20 protein-coding genes are annotated in these 19154 nt (G+C 38.2%); all 20 read right to left on the bottom strand.

What is annotated here, in order from left to right; genetic code table 11:
• Positions 1-8: 8 nt before the first annotated feature.
• The 20 genes from trxA to GCWU000282_RS08915 all read right to left on the bottom strand — a co-directional run bounded on the left by trxA (position 9) and on the right by GCWU000282_RS08915 (position 19096).
• Positions 9-323, bottom strand: a complete 315-nt coding sequence (gene trxA / locus GCWU000282_RS09010) for a thioredoxin (RefSeq protein WP_023354784.1) — start codon at positions 321-323, stop codon at positions 9-11.
• A 173-nt stretch (positions 324-496) separates the two neighbouring features.
• On the bottom strand, positions 497-1357 hold the full coding sequence (locus GCWU000282_RS09005) for an NAD(P)/FAD-dependent oxidoreductase (RefSeq protein WP_023354783.1): 861 nt from the start codon (positions 1355-1357) through the stop codon (positions 497-499).
• A gap of 20 nt (positions 1358-1377) precedes the next feature.
• A complete protein-coding gene (locus GCWU000282_RS09000) occupies positions 1378-1845 on the bottom strand; it encodes a glutathione peroxidase (RefSeq protein WP_023354782.1) in 468 nt (155 codons plus the stop codon).
• Positions 1846-2169: 324 nt separating this feature from the next.
• Positions 2170-3297: a hypothetical protein gene (locus GCWU000282_RS08995; RefSeq protein ID WP_035040139.1), complete on the bottom strand. Its 1128-nt coding sequence runs from the start codon at positions 3295-3297 to the stop codon at positions 2170-2172.
• 76 nt (positions 3298-3373) lie between these two features.
• Positions 3374-3979 (bottom strand): bifunctional phosphoserine phosphatase/homoserine phosphotransferase ThrH, encoded by a 606-nt coding sequence (gene thrH, locus GCWU000282_RS08990; protein WP_023354780.1) that lies wholly within the window; start codon positions 3977-3979, stop codon positions 3374-3376.
• Between the two features lie 13 nt (positions 3980-3992).
• The gene (locus GCWU000282_RS08985) at positions 3993-4709 is read right to left on the bottom strand and encodes a succinate dehydrogenase/fumarate reductase iron-sulfur subunit (RefSeq protein WP_023354779.1); all 717 of its coding nucleotides are present in this window, start codon (positions 4707-4709) and stop codon (positions 3993-3995) included.
• Entirely contained in the window at positions 4693-6309 is a 1617-nt protein-coding gene (locus GCWU000282_RS08980) for an FAD-binding protein (RefSeq protein ID WP_023354778.1), read from the bottom strand. The genes GCWU000282_RS08985 and GCWU000282_RS08980 overlap by 17 nt, the downstream gene beginning before the upstream one ends.
• Positions 6310-6312: 3 nt before the next feature.
• Positions 6313-6867, bottom strand: coding sequence for a hypothetical protein (locus GCWU000282_RS08975; RefSeq protein ID WP_023354777.1), 555 nt, complete (start codon positions 6865-6867; stop codon positions 6313-6315).
• Positions 6864-7307, bottom strand: a complete 444-nt coding sequence (locus GCWU000282_RS08970) for a hypothetical protein (protein ID WP_035040137.1) — start codon at positions 7305-7307, stop codon at positions 6864-6866. Before GCWU000282_RS08970 ends, GCWU000282_RS08975 begins: the two co-directional genes overlap by 4 nt.
• 78 nt (positions 7308-7385) lie before the next feature.
• Positions 7386-7829, bottom strand: a complete 444-nt coding sequence (locus GCWU000282_RS08965) for an FMN-binding protein (RefSeq protein ID WP_035040136.1) — start codon at positions 7827-7829, stop codon at positions 7386-7388.
• 72 nt (positions 7830-7901) lie between these two features.
• Positions 7902-8594: an ABC transporter ATP-binding protein gene (locus tag GCWU000282_RS08960; RefSeq protein WP_023354774.1), complete on the bottom strand. Its 693-nt coding sequence runs from the start codon at positions 8592-8594 to the stop codon at positions 7902-7904.
• A 2-nt stretch (positions 8595-8596) separates the two neighbouring features.
• Positions 8597-9739: an ABC transporter permease gene (locus GCWU000282_RS08955; RefSeq protein WP_023354773.1), complete on the bottom strand. Its 1143-nt coding sequence runs from the start codon at positions 9737-9739 to the stop codon at positions 8597-8599.
• A 2-nt stretch (positions 9740-9741) separates the two neighbouring features.
• Complete coding sequence (locus GCWU000282_RS08950; RefSeq protein WP_023354772.1) at positions 9742-11031, bottom strand: ABC transporter permease; 1290 nt, start codon at positions 11029-11031, stop codon at positions 9742-9744.
• 11 nt (positions 11032-11042) lie between these two features.
• The gene (locus GCWU000282_RS08945) at positions 11043-12290 is read right to left on the bottom strand and encodes a Fe-S-containing protein (protein WP_035040135.1); all 1248 of its coding nucleotides are present in this window, start codon (positions 12288-12290) and stop codon (positions 11043-11045) included.
• 192 nt (positions 12291-12482) lie between these two features.
• On the bottom strand, positions 12483-13199 hold the full coding sequence (locus tag GCWU000282_RS08940; RefSeq protein ID WP_023354770.1) for an iron transporter: 717 nt from the start codon (positions 13197-13199) through the stop codon (positions 12483-12485).
• A gap of 85 nt (positions 13200-13284) precedes the next feature.
• Positions 13285-14814, bottom strand: coding sequence for an FTR1 family iron permease (locus tag GCWU000282_RS08935; RefSeq protein WP_023354769.1), 1530 nt, complete (start codon positions 14812-14814; stop codon positions 13285-13287).
• Between the two features lie 58 nt (positions 14815-14872).
• Complete coding sequence (locus GCWU000282_RS08930; protein ID WP_023354768.1) at positions 14873-15562, bottom strand: ABC transporter ATP-binding protein; 690 nt, start codon at positions 15560-15562, stop codon at positions 14873-14875.
• Positions 15562-16767 carry an ABC transporter permease gene (locus GCWU000282_RS08925; RefSeq protein ID WP_023354767.1) on the bottom strand — a complete coding sequence of 402 codons (1206 nt, stop codon included), beginning with the start codon at positions 16765-16767 and terminating at the stop codon, positions 15562-15564. The genes GCWU000282_RS08930 and GCWU000282_RS08925 overlap by 1 nt, the downstream gene beginning before the upstream one ends.
• A 39-nt stretch (positions 16768-16806) precedes the next feature.
• The gene (locus tag GCWU000282_RS08920; protein ID WP_051384165.1) at positions 16807-17226 is read right to left on the bottom strand and encodes a DUF4418 family protein; all 420 of its coding nucleotides are present in this window, start codon (positions 17224-17226) and stop codon (positions 16807-16809) included.
• A 163-nt stretch (positions 17227-17389) separates the two neighbouring features.
• A complete protein-coding gene (locus tag GCWU000282_RS08915) occupies positions 17390-19096 on the bottom strand; it encodes a glycosyl hydrolase family 18 protein (RefSeq protein ID WP_023354765.1) in 1707 nt (568 codons plus the stop codon).
• Between the last annotated feature and the right edge of the window lie 58 nt (positions 19097-19154).

Here is a 19154-nt window from a genome sequence, read left to right as displayed (position 1 = left end):
CGAGATTTTTAACCTACATTCTTGCTTATAAAATCAACGAGCTGTGCCTTTGGAAGAAAACCTATCTGTCTGTCTACAGGCTCTCCATACTTGTAAATAACAATGGCAGGTATGCTCTGAATCTTATTTTTAATAGCAAGGCTCTGGTTATCATCTACGTCAACAGCAAAGAAAGCTGCCTTAGAACCAAGTTCTTCCGATACTTCCTCAAGTACAGGTCCTAACATCTTGCAAGGTCCGCACCAGGTAGCATTAAAATCTACAACTGCAAACTTACTGTTCTTAACCTCTGAAAATTCTGCTTCATTAATTTTTTTTACCATAACATCCTCTTTCCGGTGATTTCACCCAAATTTATCATATAACCTCAATGAGTTATTTTATAATATAATCCAAATTATTCAATGATATTGGAGATAAATACTTTTGACACCTATATCATTAAACAATCCGGGTATAAACATTTTTACAATATCTCATGATGAACAAAAGTCATTTAAGCTCGTCCTGCAAGATAAGATACGGCTGAAAGTGCAGCCACATTTCCTTCACCTGCCGCCTTCATATACTGATACGGCTTGCCTGTAATATCTCCGCAGGCAAAAACCCCTTCAATATTGGTGCGCATAGACCTGTCCACCGTAATATGTCCTTCTTCTATAAGAAGTCCCGGAACAAGCTTTTCAGGTGATATGGCATCTCTCAGGAAAAATACCCCGTCTGCTGTATACGAGCCTTTATTCGTAACTAAAGTTAGCCTATCCTCATTTTTAATGATTTCACGTGGCAGGAATCCCTCTACTACCTCAATATTATCTGCAAGAAACGGCACATTCTTATACAAAGCTATATAAGTTACTTTTTTTGCCTTTTCTGCAAGGAAGATAACCTCCTCCTCTTCTTTAGAGGAATATCCCACAACTATGGCTTCCTTACCTTTATAAAGTGCTGCATCACAGGTTGCACAATAGCTGACTCCGCTGCCAAGATTTTCATTTTCACCCGGTACAGTCTTGCCTGTAACTACTCCGGTAGAAATAATAACCGACTTTGCTTCAAACATCTCATCTGCGGATTGCAGGGCAAAATAATCTCCCATTGCATATACTGCATTTATTCTGGAATAATTTATATTAATGTCCATTTTTTGCAAGTGTTCATTATATGCCTTTGCAAGATTTTCACCTGTAATATCCGGAAAACCGAGATAGTTCTTAATCTCAGCAGCCTTTGTTATTTTAAGGCTCAAGTCCTTGTTTCCAAATAATATTATGTCTTTATTTCTGATTTTTGCTGTAATAGCAGCCTCAAGCCCACCGGGACCGCTACCTACTATGGCAATATCATATCTGTTCATAAAACCTCAATTCTAAGTAATTATAAGAGTTCCGTTATATAGGTTTCTATTTTCTCCGGCTTAGTTAACGGAGAAAATCTTTTTTCAACCTTGCCATTTCTATCTATCAGAAACTTAGTAAAATTCCATTTGATATCATTTCCTAAAATACCACCGGCTTCTTCCTTAAGATAATTAAATAACGGATGTGCATTAGCACCATTTACATCTATTTTGTCAAACATCGGAAAACTTACTCCATAGTTCAGAAGGCATGCATTACGTGTTTCACTGTCAGGATCCTGCTTTCCAAACTGATTACAGGGAAATCCGAGAATTACAAAACCTTTGTCCGAATATTTTTCATAAAGTTTAGTAAGCCCTGTAAGCTGCGGTGTAAAACCACATTTACTGGCAGTATTTACTACAAGTACCACCTTGTCTTTATACTCCTCAAGCGACACCTCCCTGCCGTTTATTAGTCTTGCTTTAAAATCATAAAAACTCATACTTTCCTCAACTTCTTAAACAACCAACAATAATTCACGCTACAGGTCACCGACCTCTTATTCTGTATAGTGAGGTCGGATAAACAGTATACTGAAGTTTATTTTATAGAACTAACTATTTATTTTCGTATGATTATATTGCATACAATTAGATTTGTCAAGTGAGTTTTCATACAAATGCCAAAATTGTAACATTTCAACAATAAATAATACTGCTTTGCAGGTTTATTTGCCGGCAGAAGATTGCATAAGCGAAATATAAATAGACTACAAAACCCTGATATAAAGTTCTGTAGCCTATATTATCCGAAATCCCGGCTTATACTATCTAACCTTAAAACTTATAATACTGGAATTTCCCGCTTTATCTTTTACTACAAGTTTATAACTGCCTCTTGTGCTCACTGTCACTCCTGACTTTACAGACCTACCGTTAAGCTTAGCAGACTTGATGCCCGTATCTTTATCTGAGAATACTATTTTTACACCGTTTCTATAACTTCCGCCATTCTTAACGCCTTTAACTACAGGAGCCTTATCGTCTATTCCTTTCACCTTGAAAAACTTAGAGAAGCTTGTAGCCTTCTTTTCGGCATAAATTGTATCAACCATATATTTATCAGTGACTCTGACTGTATAATATCCGTTTTTCTTTACATCAAACTTCATTGTATTATTATCATTTAACTTAATTTCTATAGCTTTTCTGTCTCCGGAATTAAGCCAGCCATAGCTGTTTCTACGTCCCCAGTATGTCGCATTTTTATCGGCATCATTTCCTACCTTGCCGCTTCTGAACTGTGCAAAATTAAAGAGTTCTCCAAGCCCTGTGGATACGGTTACAGTAGCCTTACTTTTATTCTTACTTACCTTATAATCAGTTTTAATTAAATTCTTTAAAGGTAAGGCAACTCCTTTTAAGTTAATATTTCCGTCAAAGTCTCCGTAGTTTGCATGGTTAACCTGCAAATGTCCATAGTATGTACCTGCCTTTAAAACATCAGTAAATTCATTATTTGCTTTTGAGGTCCAATACCCGTACTCAAAATAACCTACTTCCTTAGAAAAGGCAGCATCACTGTATAATTTAACCTTAACAGTCACACCTTCATGATTATTCAAGGACAGGCCTGTTCCTAGATAAACCCAGGCATCTTCTGCCAGAGTAAACTTAAAATAATTGTCAAGCTTTGCCTTATCTGACGAAGTCAACGCTGATTTGAGTTGTGTTTTTTGCGAAAATAACACTTCCAGATTATCCTTACCCGGAAACTTGTCTGAAACAGCAAGGTTACCTTCTGCAGGATTTTCTACCGTACCCAAAGGAGATATACTGTCACTTCCTACTGTTACTTCATCCGCTTTCACAACCGCAGGCACCTGTGGTAATGTAAAGCTGCCAAGCATTACTGCCGCCGTAAGTAAAATACAAATCTTCTTCTTGTTTCTCATAATTTCCGCTCCTATTCTTTTATAATTATGCATCCGTATAAGGACGTGACTATATAATACTCTTTTTCATTCACTTTTACAAGGTTATCCTCTTAATTTCCTCAAGCAGCTCTTCATAGCTTTCCACTGTCTGTACATCCTGATTCTCATTTTTAATCCTATCCGGGCTTCTAAATAAGAATCCCACCTTGCTTGCCTTTATCATTCCAAGGTCATTGTAGCTGTCCCCTGCCGCTATGGTTTCAAAGCCTACGCTTTGTAAAGCCTTAACTGTTTCAAGTTTAGTTCCGTTTTTTCTAAGCTTGTAGTCTGTTATCTCTCCGTTTTCCGCTATTTCAAGTTCATGACAAAAAAGCGTAGGACTTCCAAGCTTCTTCATTACAGGCAGGCCAAATTCCTTATAAGTATCACTTAGAATAAGTACCTGAGTAAAGGTACGAAGCTCATCAAGAAATTCCTTAGCCCCCTTGTAAGGTTCTACACGCTCTATTACCTTCTGTATCTCATTAATTCCGTAATTATTTTCCTTAAGTATCTGAAGACGGCGTTTCATAAGTTTATCATAATCAGGCTCATCCTTTGTAGTAAGTCTAAGTTCCTCTATTCCCGTCTCCTCCGCAAACTCTATCCATATCTCAGGAATAAGAACTCCCTCCAAATCCAGACAAACTATACTATTCATAATAACCCTCCATTTATTTTTTCATAAGCCTTTTCCATACAGCTACCGCATTTGACTTGCTTAACATCTTATCCATGTCTATTCCTGCCGGGCAAATGTCCTTGCAGGCAAGCGACTTTCCACAGCCCTTAAAAATATGCTCATTATATTCTTTTTTAAGCCCCTTATTCTCACCTTTTTCAGATCCTGTTATCAGCCTTGTAGCAGGTACAAAAGAAGCCGCTCCATAAAAATCTCCACCTACATAAAAATTAGGACAGACCTCCAGACAACAGCCGCACATAAGGCATCTTGAAGCCTCGTAAGCCGTATCGGTGTTTTTATCCGTAAGGCTTATTTCATTATCAAGATAATTTTTTATGTCTTTAAGATTATTATACAGTATACTCCTATCCACAATCAAATCTTTTATAACAGGAAATTTACTAAAGGGAGCAAGGCTTATTTTGCCTTTTTTAACATAATCCCTTAGAAATGCATCGCAGGCAAGCCTTGGCTTTCCGTTTATAAGCATGGCACAGGCTCCGCATTTTTTCTGAAGACAACTGCACTCCCAGCTTATCTGTGAAACCGGCTTCCCCTCTATGTCCTTTATCTCAGGTTCAGCATTGATTTCACGTAACAGGCTTGCAACTGTGAGATTTTCTTTTTCCAAGTTAAGTCTGATACTTTGAAAATATGGCTTGCTTTCTGAAGTCTCCTGCCTTTTTATTTCAATTAATACTTCCATCTGTTCTCCACATCTCTATGTTCACTGTATCTCCGTTAATTATAGCTCTTGTCATACCTTTATACTCATCATTTCTTTCGGGATAATCTTCCCTGTAATTAGCTCCTCTGCTTTCTTTCCTGTAAATCGCACTTAAAATAAGAGCTTTTGCAAATCTCAGCCTATCTTTTTCTCTTTCATTCAAATTTTTTTCCGATATTTTATCAAGTGCAGTTAAGCCCTCTGACAACATTTTTTCATCTCTGACTATGCCCATAGCTTTGAATAAAATATCTCTTACTTCTATTATAAAGCTTTCTTTAGCATTTTCAAATTCAGCTTTATATTTTTCTACATCTGTAGTAATTTCCTGTATTGTGACGGATTCATTGGTTTTATCAGACTTTTCTTCCTTACGTGTCAAGGCAATTATAGTTTCTGCAGCCTTTCTGCCACCGTAGATAGCCCCCAAAAGTGAGTTGCCTCCAAGCCTGTTAGCTCCATGATAAGCCAGGCAACATTCTCCTGCCGCAAACAGGTTTTCCACATTTGTCTTATGCTCTATATCTACATCTATGCCACCCATAAAATAATGGATGCCCGGACTAACAGGGATTGGCTTTTTTTTAGGATCAATACCTAAATAATGAATGATTTCTTCCCTTAAGTCAGGCAGTCTTTCAGTCCAGACTTCCTTGCTAAGTCCTGTCATATCCAGATAAACCTGAGCATTTTCGTTATCCCTGCTTACAAAGTACATCTCCCTTGAAACCACATCTCTTGGCATAAGATTCTTTAATTCAGGATATTTCTCTTCCATAAAAAACCATTTTTCATTATTCTTGTAAATGAACAGTCTTCCGCCCTCTCCCCTTGCAGCCTCTGACACAAGACAGACCTTGTCCGCTATTCCTATTGTAGTAGGGTGATACTGTATCATTTCAAGGTTGCCAAGTCTTACCCCTTGAGCAAATACCTTAGCCGTAATATCTCCCGTATTGGCCGTAGTCCCTGTAGTAAGTCCCTTAAATACTCCTGTAAATCCGCCGGAAGCAAGTATTACTTTCCCTTCCAGATAATAATACTTATCTGTGTAACTATCCCTTATTTCCACACCCTTGCAGATCTTTCCGTCATTTTCAAGCCTTAAGTGCAAAAATTCGTGGTTGGCATATCTTCTTATATGTCCCAAAACCTCATATCTTCTTGCTTCATCTATGAGAGCAGTCATAATTACCTTGCCTGTACTGCTTTTTGCATAGGCTGTTCGTTTTTTCTTCTGACCGCCGAAATTTCTCTGCTGTATAATATTCTTCTTTAAGTTAAAAGGAACTCCTATGCTGCTCAAATACCTGATTATACCGGGAGCATTTTCCGTAAGCCCCCTTACCATAGCCTCATCAGCTATATTGCAGCCTGCCCTCACAGTATCTTCAAAATGATTTTCAGTATTATCTTCTTCACCCATAGTATTTAGTGCACCGTTTATACCGCCTTCAGCCATAACAGACTGTGCCCGTTCAGACGGAAAATTGGAAATGAGATTGCAGGCTATTCCGCTCTTAGCAAGGCTTATGGCCGCCGACAGTCCTGCAAGTCCTGCCCCTATTATATTTACCACTATTTAGTACCTCCACATTATATTCCATCTGAGATAGTAAATCACAAAAGCGAATGCTCCCAAAAGTGATATTATCGCAAGCACCAGTAATATGTCTTTAACATAAAGCCTAAAACCCGAAATCCCAAAGGATATAAGTAAAGGTCTTATATTGGCAAGTATATGTATAAGAAGAGCAAGCACTAAAAGTATGGATAAAACAAGCTGTACTTCATTATAATCATTTAATCTAAATACCATACCATTACTTGTAAATAATGCTACATGACAGATTATAAGCACTACCATAGTAAAGCCGGTTATTCTCCTTGTCCAAAAAACTGCATTTTCCCTAAAATAAAATTTACCTGATTTTCTCCCTATTTTAACAGAGTCAATTGTAAGCTTGATTCCTATAAGAATATGCACTCCTATCAGAAAAAGCATAAAGTAGGAGAGGTTTTTCATCATCTCATTTCCACCCGGAATTATTTTCATCATCTGAAATGAACCTGCTATAGTATGAATTAAAAATAATATTATTAGCAGCAGACTGACAATAGCATTTAACTTTCTCATTCAGACTTTTTCTCCTCTGTAAACTTTATATCCTCAATATAGTTCTGATTTTTCTCTCTAAGCTTGTAGGAGTCGGCAAAATCTTTCGACATCAGTAGAATATCAAATTTTCCTTCTTCCGCTCTTGAAACAACTAACACAGCCTCCTCCTCTTTTATCTTCATCTGATTCTCAGGAAGCTTAGACTGAAAACTCTGTGCCATTTCAAGTCCTTTGGCATCCCCCTCCGCCACTGTACAGGCTATATCCTCAAAAATAATGTCTGTTTCTTCTCCGCTGAAAAAAGATATCCACCGGTCAAGATTAGTTTTATCTTTGTGAAGCCTTGTATTGATAAGCACTATATAATTTCCTGAAGGCTTGTCTATAACTACAGACGGACTTGACACTGCATCCACCTCATTAGAAGAGAAGAGCCCCTTATAATAATCTGTCATCATAAAAGGGACTCCCACTGTTAAAAATATCGCACCTGCCACTAAAAAGAGATGCATAAAAAATTTTGTTATTTTCATTTATTATTTCGCTTTTGCCGCATCAAGAGCTATCTTGGCAGCTTCTGCAAACTGATCATGGTTAATGGTTGCTCCCGAAATTGCATCAATATCATCCGGATTTCCGCTCTGAACAAGCTTGTTTGCATACTCATCACAGGCCTTTACTGCTTTTTGAGCTTTGTTGTAGAAATCTCTGTTTGCTACACTGCCCTGCTTTTTACCATATTCAGAATCTTTTTCCTTACCGTCAGGCTCATAGGTTTTAAAGCTGCATTCTGTAATTGCATTATCTTTTACAGTGATTTTAACCACACCATAACCATTACCCGCATCTGAGCCGTCAGGATTGGTATAGACCGAGCTTTTACCCTCATAGCTTCCGTCAGCAAGCTTTGTACTTCCCCCGCAGGCAGTCAACATAGCTATTATCGTGAAAAGACTGACCGTTTTAATGTATTTTTTCATTATTTCACTCCTCATATTTTTTCATAAACTATAGTAAACGATTTAAACTTTATCTAACTAAATTAAATCTTATTATTCATGAAACCTGATATGTCCTGTAAAGTTATTATTGACATTTTCCTTGGATATCTTTCCGTTACGAAGCACTATCATCCTCTGTGCCACCTCTGCAACCTCTATATCGTGTGTAACCACTATAAGGGTTGTACCTTCACTGTGAAGCTTTCTGAAAAGTTCAACTACAACCTCTTCATTTGCATCATCCAGGTTTCCTGTAGGTTCATCTGCAAGTATAATCTCAGGCTGGTTGATAAGTGCCCTGGCCACACATACACGCTGCTGCTCACCGCCTGAGAGCTGACTTGGAAGGTGCTTAGCCCTGTCTGCAAGCCCTACCCTGTCAAGAGCCTCCATAGCTTCCTTTTCATCGGTAATGCTGTGATAATACTGTGCAAGCATAACATTTTCAAGGGCTGTAAGGTAATTTACAAGATGGAACTGCTGGAAGATAAGTCCTATCTTATCCCTGCGGATATTGGTAAGGTTTTTGGCACTTTCCTTAGCTATATCCACTCCGTCTAAGAGAACAGAGCCCTTGGTAGGCTTGTCCATACAGCCGATTATATTCATCATTGTACTCTTACCGGAGCCGGATGGTCCCATTATAGATACCCATTCACCCTTTTCAACCTTAAAATTTACATTATCAAGTGCATGAAGGTCTCCATATATTTTATATACTTCTTTCAACTCTAACAAGCTCATTTTTATTCTCCTTTTAATACTAAGGCAGGATCTATTTTAGTTGTTGTCCTTATCGGTATAAGGCAGGCAATTCCCGTAACCACTATTGAAACTATAATTGTAATCGGTACAAGCAAAGGTCTGAACGAAATAGAACTTCCAAATACATTTACGCTGACAGTCTGAGCAAAGGCAAAACCTATAAGTGAGCCTATAACTCCGCCAAGACCTCCTAGAAGGATACCTTCTCCCATAAATTCCTTGATTATGCTTGAATCAGAAGCTCCTATTGCTTTTCTGAGTCCTATCTCTTTTCTTCTTTCAGTAACAACAGCCGTCATTGTTGTTGCCACACAAATCATAGTGAGTGCAAGCACTATAACAGTTACAAGAAATACCAGAGCCTGAAGCTTTGAAAGTACTGTAGTTTCAGAGGCTGTAACCCTTTTTACAAGTCCGGCGCTTATCTCAGGTATCTTATCATTTATCTCAGAAACATATTTATTTAATTTATCTCCCGAAGCGGATATACTTACCTCTGCAAGGTCAATATTTCCTTCTGCTCCAGCAAGTCTTTCAATATCGGACATTGACATATATACATAGTCTTCTTCGCTTCCGCCAGTACTTAGTATGCCTGTCACCTTGAAATCTATGGTATTATCCTCCTGATCCTTAGCTACGTTTTCAGGAGTAAAGCTTACCGTAACACTATCTCCGATTTTAAGTTCAAGGCTGTCCGAAATCTGTTTTCCAAGTAAAAGCTCAGCTTCCGCCTTAGGCCATTCTCCATCTACAAGCCAGTACGGACTTGTCTTTTTAACCCCCTCCATATCAGTTCCCGCAGCCAGGATTGGCTGTTCATGCATACGAACTGTTTCATACCGAAAAGGTGTAGCTCCCACAAGTTCATTAGCTGTCACAATATCCGTTGCTGCCTTCATTTCATCATAGGTAAATCTGCTGCCTGTAGGGGTAAGTATCATATTGGCACCATAGTTACGAAACTCAGCTCCCATCTGCCTTGGCACATCATAATAAATGGTTACAAGCCCTGAAAGTATGGCAGCACCGATTGCTATCGCTAAAAGAGCTATCACCATTCTTGACTTTCGTCTCATAAGAGAGGCTGTAATCATTCTAATAAACATTCTTCTATTTTTCATTTCTATCTCCCATGTAATACTGCCTCAGGCTCAAGCTTAAGAAGCATTCTTATAGCAGGTATACTTCCTATAAGAGTTACTATTACCACAAGCACCCCAACTATAGGTATAACCATAGGTCTGAGTGTAATAAGCGAACCAAACACACTCTCTCCGATAATCTGGGCAAAGCCTATTCCGCACCCAAAACCGACTGTTCCGCCTATAATCGCGGTTATAATTATCTCAGTAAGTACAAGTCCCGTAATCGCAGAATTATGAGCTCCTATTGCCTTCATAAGCCCTATTTCACTGCTTCTCTCCATAACTGATGCTGTTACAAGGTTACATATACCTAGAGCCGAGCCTATGAGACTGAGTATGGTTATAAGGAGCATAAGAAGCTGCGTCTTGTCAAGGATGGCTCCTTCCGAGTCCGCCACCTGTCTTACAGGGGCTGCTACTGAGTCGGTTATAACTTCCTGAATCTGATAACAGATAGAGCTTACATAAGCAGTACAATACCAGATTTCATACTGAGCAACAGTTAAAGACTGAGGATCTTTAGCTGCCTTAACCGCAAGCTCATTATCAGGAGTAGTAAGAGCACTTACTTCTATGGAATCAATCTTTCCCTCAAGTCCGCTAAGAGCCTGAGCCGCCTTAAGTCCTGTAAATATACGCTCATCCTCATCTCCTCCCGAGGAAAATACACCCACTATATTTAATTCTCTTTCTTCCTTACTTCCCTTTACTTTAACCTTGTCACCTGCTTTTACACCAAGCTTTTCTGCAAGCTTACTGCCTATCATACAATCATTTTCGTTTGAATTTGCCTGCTCATCTATCCATTTACCGTCTTTAATCTCCCACCAGCTTCTAAGACTTGCTATGCCTGCATCAAGCTGTTCACCTGTAGGCAAATTCATATGGTGGTTGAACCAGCTTCCTACCACTTGTACATCAGAACCGTCAGAAAGTTTAGCATTACTCTTTACAAACGGAGTATAGTCAACTATATTAAATGCCCAGAATATAGTCTTAATCTTACCTAATTCGTTCTCCTTAAGATAAGCTCCGCTTGACTTGCCTCCACTCACATCATAGAGGTCACTTACCACGCTCTGACGTTTTGGCATTACTGTTATATTTGCTCCAAATGTCTTTAATTCTTTATTTACCTTATCTCCCACATCCAACACCACACTTAGCATGGCTGTTGCAAGAGATGCACCGAGGCCTATAGTAAAGGCAATAAGAATCATTTTTTTCCATTGGCGGATAAGAGTTCCTTTTACCATTCTAAAAAACATATTTATCTCCCTTACTTAAAAATATCCTCATGTTTAACAAGTTCAGCGATAGGCACAATTATACTGCCATCGTGAATCTTGTAATCAATCACTATCGGATTGCAGCCCCCCTTAAAACCTATAGTGTTTATGTTCATAACTACATTGCATAGGTTGCAGACCACCTGTCCTTCTCTTTCATAATATCCGGTCTCACCACAGATATCGCAGGCATCAAGTCCTATACCGTAAGCACTCGAATTAGGTTTTTTGATTACTATGAACCTTATGGTTTTTCCCTTTTCAGTAGTATAGCCAAATCTGTGAAGATGACCGTCTGCCACCTGTTCAAAGGATACAATTACACTGTCATCTGTAACCTTGGCTTCTTCAATAGGAGAAATCTCTATTTCCTGATTTGCATATACCCTCAGACCTGTAAGAGTTACAAACGAAAATATGGCACAGACAACCGCAGTCATACTCCAGCGTTTGATATTTCTCCATTTTGCCCTTATTTTTCTATGTTCTGCATTATTTTCATATGGTTCGTTTACATTACGACTCTTAATCAGTAAAACGGCCGGAATAACAAGGCATACTGCTGCAATAAGCAAGGTAAACCATATTTTATTATTGGAAGTAAATACGGCAAAAACAAACAGAGTATGATTGGTTTTGATTATCCTCTTTGCAAGAAATACACTAAATGTATCTCCAAGTTCATTAACCATATTTATAAGTACGGATATAAATATTACAGTCATCGCAAATCCGCTCTTAAGCCTTATATTACCCTTATAAACTGCAAGCCCTGCTACAAAACTTAAAACCAGACCAAAGAACATACCAACTATGCTATATAAAAAGTTTGCGGACAGTATGCTTTGTTCAGCAAACAAAATAGCATGCGGATTTTCAAAAAACGGTGGTAAGAAATATAAAAACATGGCTGCTGCCATAATACTAAGCATAGCAGACTGCAATATTTTCTTTATTGTTTCAACCTTTCCCGCAAGCAGACTTACAAGAATATACAAAACTAAGGCTGCCGCATTTACCATATATATCCTGACATTCCACATACCTGTGTCTACTTTATTGGTCGTAGTCTTAAAGACAGTCATAATAACAGCACTTATAATACCGACTATAACTGAGGCATATTGACATTTTTTATACTCTTTAAGTCCGGCAAACTTAACACCCGAAATCAAAAGTCCTGCAAGCAGCATCATAGGAAGTAGCTGCTCTGTTGATAAAACAAAATACTTAAGCACTTCTTTCTCCTTATCTATTAATCCCAAATCCTTGTATAAGCACCTGAATATAGCAAGATATTAAGGTACATCCTGCTATATGCAGATGTTCATTGTATGAAAATGGGATATCCTAATATACCACAATAAGCTGCACCGGGATTTTACTCCCAATGCAGCAAATTGTCTGTAAAGTCTGATATTAACTTAAAATTACCAGCTCTGTTTTACATAATCCCAGTCTTTTTCAACTGTGAGATTGCCATCTTTAAAATATTTCTCCAGAACCTCTCCCGGGCCTGTTTCCTTATCACTATGAATTAAGTAGCCTTTTTCAGCAGGGCTATGGATAGTAAATTTAAGCTTGTAAGAACCTGACTCACCCATCTTGATGTTTGCACCATAGTGTGGACCATCAGAAGCACTCATTGGCATAAATGTTCCCTTAGCTACTTCTTTACCATCTTTATCAGATATTAAGTAGTCAATGGTAAGGTATGGAACCCAGTCACCTGTACCATAACCAAGCTTATTCTCAAGCGCTGAGATATCTGCCTCAAGATGAATCTCATTCTCCTTGTCAATCTTCTCCTGACCCGGAGACATTGGAACCGGCTGGAAATATACAGCAGATACGTTAAGGAAAGCTACCTTCTCATCTTCAAAAATCGGATATTCAGTAAATCCTGCTGCATCTCCGGGTGCTGCCGCACTTGTAGTTGAAGCTGATTTATTGTCTGCTACAATATTGGATACCTTGCTTGCAGGTACGCTTGCTGTACTTGCAGTACTTTTGGTACTTGCTGTACTTGTCTTAGCACTTGATGCTTTACTTGCAGTAGAAGCATTGTTTGCCTTCTGTCCACATCCTGTTATTGCTGTTACAGCAAAAGTAGCTGCAATAGCAAGTGATAAAAATTTCTTTTTCATGTTCTCCTCCTATTAAATGTGAAAATGAAAATTTATATGATAACGAAAAATAATTCGTTTATCACCCTGATTACACAATTCCTTATTAAGCCTGAGCCTCTTTCTCCTGCATTACTTCCTTGACCACAGTTCTGATAAGTTCCTTTAACTTCTTCTCTTCTTCTTCCTTTGCAAGAGCTTCTTTCTTAGCTTTTTCTTCGGCTCTCTTCTTGTCAGCTTCCGCCCTGATTGCAATATTTTTCTTCCTCCAGCTGAGGTAAACCACTATAGTAATAACTAAAAGTATCAACTGAGGAATAAGAGTTTCAAGTATCGGATAAATACCAAGCACTTCAAAAAACTCATTTGAAGGTATGAGCCCTGCAAGCCAGTCCGGAGAAGTCATAACAAGCACATCACCCTCTATAAACTCTTTAATACCTGCACCCAGGAATGATATAGACATAATAAACATAAGTATGCTTGTTGCAGTAAAGAAAGGTTTAAGCGGTATCCTTAAACTAAATGCATTGATTGCATAGTATACAAATATAAGTACTATAAATCCGACGATAAGACCTGCCCATACCATATGTATGTTTTCATCTTTAAGCATAGGCTGGAAGAACAGCACTACCTCCGCTCCTTCTCTAAACACAGCAAGAAAAGCCGTAATTGCAAGTGCCATAGTACTTCCGCTCTTTGCATTAGTCTCTGTTTTACTCTTAATATAATTTGTCCAAGCATCACTTTCAGATTTAGAAAGCATCCAGTTACTTACATAATACAGTACTACAACCGCCGTAAGTGCAGTAACACCTTCTATAATTTCCTGTGAAGCACTGTTTGCAAGTGTAAGTACATCTAAGAGCCAGGCTAAAGCAAAACTTGCAACTATACCGACTAATGAACCGATATAAACCGGTCTTGTAAGTTTCTTTTTTCTTTCCGCATCGCCACCTGATGACTTTATCAGATACGCAATAATGGCACCTACTATAAGTATCGCCTCAAAGCCTTCTCTGAGTATAATAGAAAAGCAGGCTATGAAGGTAGCAGTTGCGGCACTGGTAGAACCGCCCGACTGCTCAGCAAGCACTTCCTCAACAACCTGTCTTATGGTTGCTTCATCCGCACTTCCTGCTTTAGCATTTCCTTTGCCCGAAGCTGTCGGCTTCTTTCCGTCAAGAATAGCTGCATCATTTCTAATCATTGACTTAAGCTTATCTATTTCTTTATTAAATTCATCTGTAGAGCCGTTATTTTTTGTAACAGCCTTACAAGCCGCAAACTGTAATTCAACCTCAGACTTTCTGGCTCCCGATATCTTACCAAGTGTAAGTCTTTCAAAGCCGGTTGTCTCATAGTAGCCATAATATCCATGATTTACAGAATCATAAGCACCTTTTGCATCTCCTGCCTTGTACACTTCCTTTGCATGTTCAAAGACAGTATCCATAGCGTTGGCAACATCTTCCCAGTTAGCGGAAGGTGCTCCGCTTTCCTTGTACTCTTTCCAGGTTGCATAATACTCGCCTTCTGCCTTAACTACAGTTCTAAATCCTAAACCGGCAAGGAAGATAAATAATACAATCCAAATTCTTGCCAACAATATTCTTCTCTTTTTTATAAACATCAGCTTTGCCTCTCTTTTAAATTAGCTATAACTAACCCTTAATAAACTATCCCAAATTTTAATTTTTGTCAAGTATATTTCCCGATTTCATTTCAAAAATTCTGTCAGCAAACTTAAAAACTTCTTTGTCATGGGTTATTACAAGCACCGATTTTCCATCATTTGCAAGGGTTTTAAACATTTCTAACACTATCTCGGTATTTTCATCATCAAGATCGGAAGTCGGCTCATCTGCAAGTATAAATTCAGGATTATTTATAAGCGCTCTTGATATAGCCATTCTCCTAAGTTCACCACCCGATAATTCTGTAGGCATAACATTTTTAAGTTCTTCTATCCCTGTCTTTTTAAGAAGTTCTCCGGCTCTCTCTTCCATATCCGCACAGTTTTTACCTGACTTTGGATAAAGACTGTACGGAAGAAGAACATTTTCGATTACAGTCAGAGTATTTATAGCTGACTGTCCCTGAAGTATAATACCGAAATGTTCATTTCTAAACTTAGACACCCCTGCATCATCCAATGCATGTATATCAGTTTCTCCCACCATAACCTTACCTGAGCTTGGTGTCAGAAGTCCCGACAAAATGTTTAATAAGGTGCTTTTACCGCTCCCCGACTGTCCGTATAATACCGTCAGTTCTCCCGGATTTAGTTCAAAATCGCTTTCGTTTAGCGCATAAAATTTATTAGAGCCTTCTCTTGCTCTTAAAAACCATTTACTTACTTTATTTGCCGTAAGTTTCATCAGTTGCCCTCCCTTAAGATAAGTGCCGTATCTATTTTAGATGCCTTAAATGCACTCAGAGAAGAAGCCAGACAACCGGCAATTACAGATACTATAATTGTAATAACAGCAAGCAAAAGCATTTCAGTAAATCCCGGCAGCAAAAACGGAAGATCAAAGCTGCTAAGACTGATTCCGCCTAAGAGCATCACCGCCAGCACAGCTATTACGGCTCCTATCAGGCTTCCCATAAGATTTACCATAAAGGCCTCTTTAAGAATAATACCTGCCACCATCTTTCTTGAAGAACCTAAAACCCTAAGTATTGCAAACTCTTTTTTTCTTTCATTAGCAATCATTGTAAATGCAAGTATCAGTATGAAGATTGAAAGTAACCAGATTGCAACAATAAGGAAACCGATGATTTTAGATGCAGATTCAAGCTGTCCGGCAACTCCCGAAATCATGTCCTTTGTCTGTATAGCTTCTACTCCGCGGGTTTTTGTATTTATTTCGCTCATTACTTCCAGAGGAGTGTAACCATCAGCTACATTTATAAGTATACAGGAGGTAAGCTCATCAGGGCTTCCCTTGCCATTGGTTACCATGCCCAAATCTTCAGCTGATTTCAGAAGGGCTTTTACAGAATCAATACTCATATATACTGCTGTATCCAAGTAAGTGCCGGTTTTTTTAAGTTTTCCCTTAACAGTACATACTTTATTGTAAAACGTAAGTTGGTCTCCCGCAAAAGCATTGAGGTCATTACCTACAAGCATTTCAAACTCACCCAGTTTTCCGTCATAAGACTCTTTAACCCAAGGCTTTACAGTAAAATCCGTAGCCGGATCAAAGCCTATAAGCTGGAGCTTTGCAGAGCAACAGCCTGCTTTTGCGGAAGCAAGAAAATACTGTTCAGAAATTTCTTTTATTCCCTCTATTTTTTTTATTTTCTCCAAAATACTCCTATTCATGTAGAAATATCCCGGGTTTCCCTGCAAAATCATATTAGAAAAATTAGTCTTTGTTGTCGCTTCATACGGAACAACCATAACATCCGCTCCAAGTCTTGACTTTAGAGACATCAATCCTCCCTTAAGGCTTGTTATTGCCAAAGAACCACCTGTAACAGAGAAACATAGCAACGCAGACAGTAATATCAAAATAAAGGTTCTGCTTGGTCTCCTTGCTATATTCTTGTATGAAATACTCTTAAATACAGACATTTTCTCTCCAACTTTCTTAAACTGATTAGGGGAAGTTAATTACTTATCTTTTTTCAGGTTTATTATTATACTGATACACTCAACAACTATTAAAACTGCGGTAACACCGATTACTCCCGGACGCATGTGAGTTCTGCACATCATATCAGGCTTCATACAAAGGTTGATTATAGTCTGCGGAAATAACATAGCTGCTATTGTCACAGGTACCATGCAGGCCGATATAGCAGCCTTCTCACCCTTGTTCTTGAAAACAAACAATAATAATGACATCACAACAAGTACCACACCTGTAGTAAATACTGCTCTTTCAGCCCAATGACAAGGCATAACTTTACCCATTTCATGTCCCATCATAGGGCAGGCATGAAATACAAATTTTACCCCAAAAGTCAAACAAAGGCTTAGTGCAAGTAAAATCACCGAAAGTAACATTGGAAGTTTCTTCTGTTTTTCCATAAATACCCTCCTATTTTGATTATTTTTATTCCTAGTAATACTATCGGTTTTATATTTTACCCTAAGTGCCATATTCCGTCAAGTAAAATTGATAATAAAAATCAATTCCCCTATTGCATTGTAATATTACTATGGCAATAGGAGAATTATCTAAAATTTACTTTTATTTAAGCCAGTTTAACACACTGTTCCAAGCTTCCTTTTTCTCAAGTCCAAGCTTCCAAAAAGCTATACCTGCAACCTTGTCCTTATCCACCAGTTTAAGCTTTGCCGCAACAGACTTCTCTTCTTCAAGCCAGATTCTCATCCTGTCTTTTCCGTCTTTCCATTCAGCATAGTATTGACCGTTTTCTTTGTTCCATTCTTTTTTAGCTTTATTTGCACTAACCAAATTAAGTCCGCCTTCCATACCTAAGGCCTTGGTTTTAAGCTTTCCATCCTTAGTCTCTCTCCATATTCTGGTGTAAAACGGCAAACCGACAATAATCTTATTCATAGGAACACTTGCTGCAGTGTTTTTAATGCTCTTCTTCACCCAGTTAAGACTTGATACCGAGCCTGCTTCCGAAGAACCCGAGTAATGCTCGTCATAAGCCATCACACAGATATAGTCAGCAAGTACTCCCTGCTCTTTTAGATTGTAAAATGAATTAAAATCCAAAGGTATGTAATTATCTATGGAAAGTACCTTATTTCTCCTTCTCATTTCAATAGAAAGCTCTCTTAAAAACTGGATATAGCCTCCGGCATAAGAAGCCTTAATCCTTTCAAAATCTATGTTGATTCCGTCAAGATTATATTCCTCAACAAAATAAATTATATTATTTATTAACTTAGTCCTTGAAGTTGTACTTGTTAAAAGCTTTTTAAAGTCTACATCCTTATTAAAATCATTTACCAAAGGCCATACATCTATATTTATATTGTGAATTTTATCCACATAGTCTTTGGAAGCAAAGGTCGTAAGTTCTCCCTCTGAATCAGCCACGCTAAACCAGGTAGGAGATACTACATTAACTCCCTCTGCTTTGGCAAGGGCACTCCCCCAGCCCGCATTTGCCGCTTTACTCGTAACCTGATGCCAACCAAGCACTACAGGTTCTTTTCTGGTTATGCTTGTATACCCATCGTCTTCCTTGTCTCTGTCAAAAGCATACTTCTTAGTCTCAACATTCTCAATATCCAGCTTATCAACCTTTGCATAACCGGTTACACCATCTTCGGTAAATACTCTGATATAATCTGCTGTTGTATCTTCAATCAGATATACCTTATCACCGGCATTCAATGTTTTTAATATGGCATCCTTGTTGCTTCCGCCTTCTCTTAATTCAGTTTCCTTTTTAACTTCACAGAATTTATATTCTTCATTATTGTTTTCAAAAATAATTACCCGTCCGGGATCTTTAAAAATATCAACCTTCATATCATGCCATTTTTTTATAAAATCAACGGAAACAAAGATATTGCCGCCTTCTTCCGTGAAGCTTGGATTATCTTCCTTTTTGCTCTTTCCGTTTACTTTATACTCTTTTTCATCTGCCTGATAAATATATTTTTCTGTAGCGGTCGTATATACTATCACGTCATCCATTACATCATAGTATATTCTCGACAGGATTTTCTCTGCCACATCATAAGGAAGATAGGCAGTTTCATTTCTTATCAGTGCATTCTCATCGCTCTTTCTGATATCAACAATGAGCCTTGCTTCCCCTTCAGGAACCTTATAATAATCTGTCAATGAGATTACTGTCTTATTTGGTATACCATCTTTCATTATCTTACCCACTAAAATAACAAGAACAGATATTACCGCTATTACAATCAGCGAGATTATAACTGTAATAGGAATTATTTTTTTCTTCATCGGTACCTCCAGCCAAATTTTTAATCCACTTTATAATAACACTATTACAGGTATTTGT

Source organism: Catonella morbi ATCC 51271 (assembly GCF_000160035.2).
Taxonomy (GTDB): Bacteria; Bacillota; Clostridia; order Lachnospirales; family Lachnospiraceae; genus Catonella; species Catonella morbi.
Note: the sequence above shows the minus strand (reverse complement) of the source record. Positions and strands in the feature narration are given on the sequence as shown.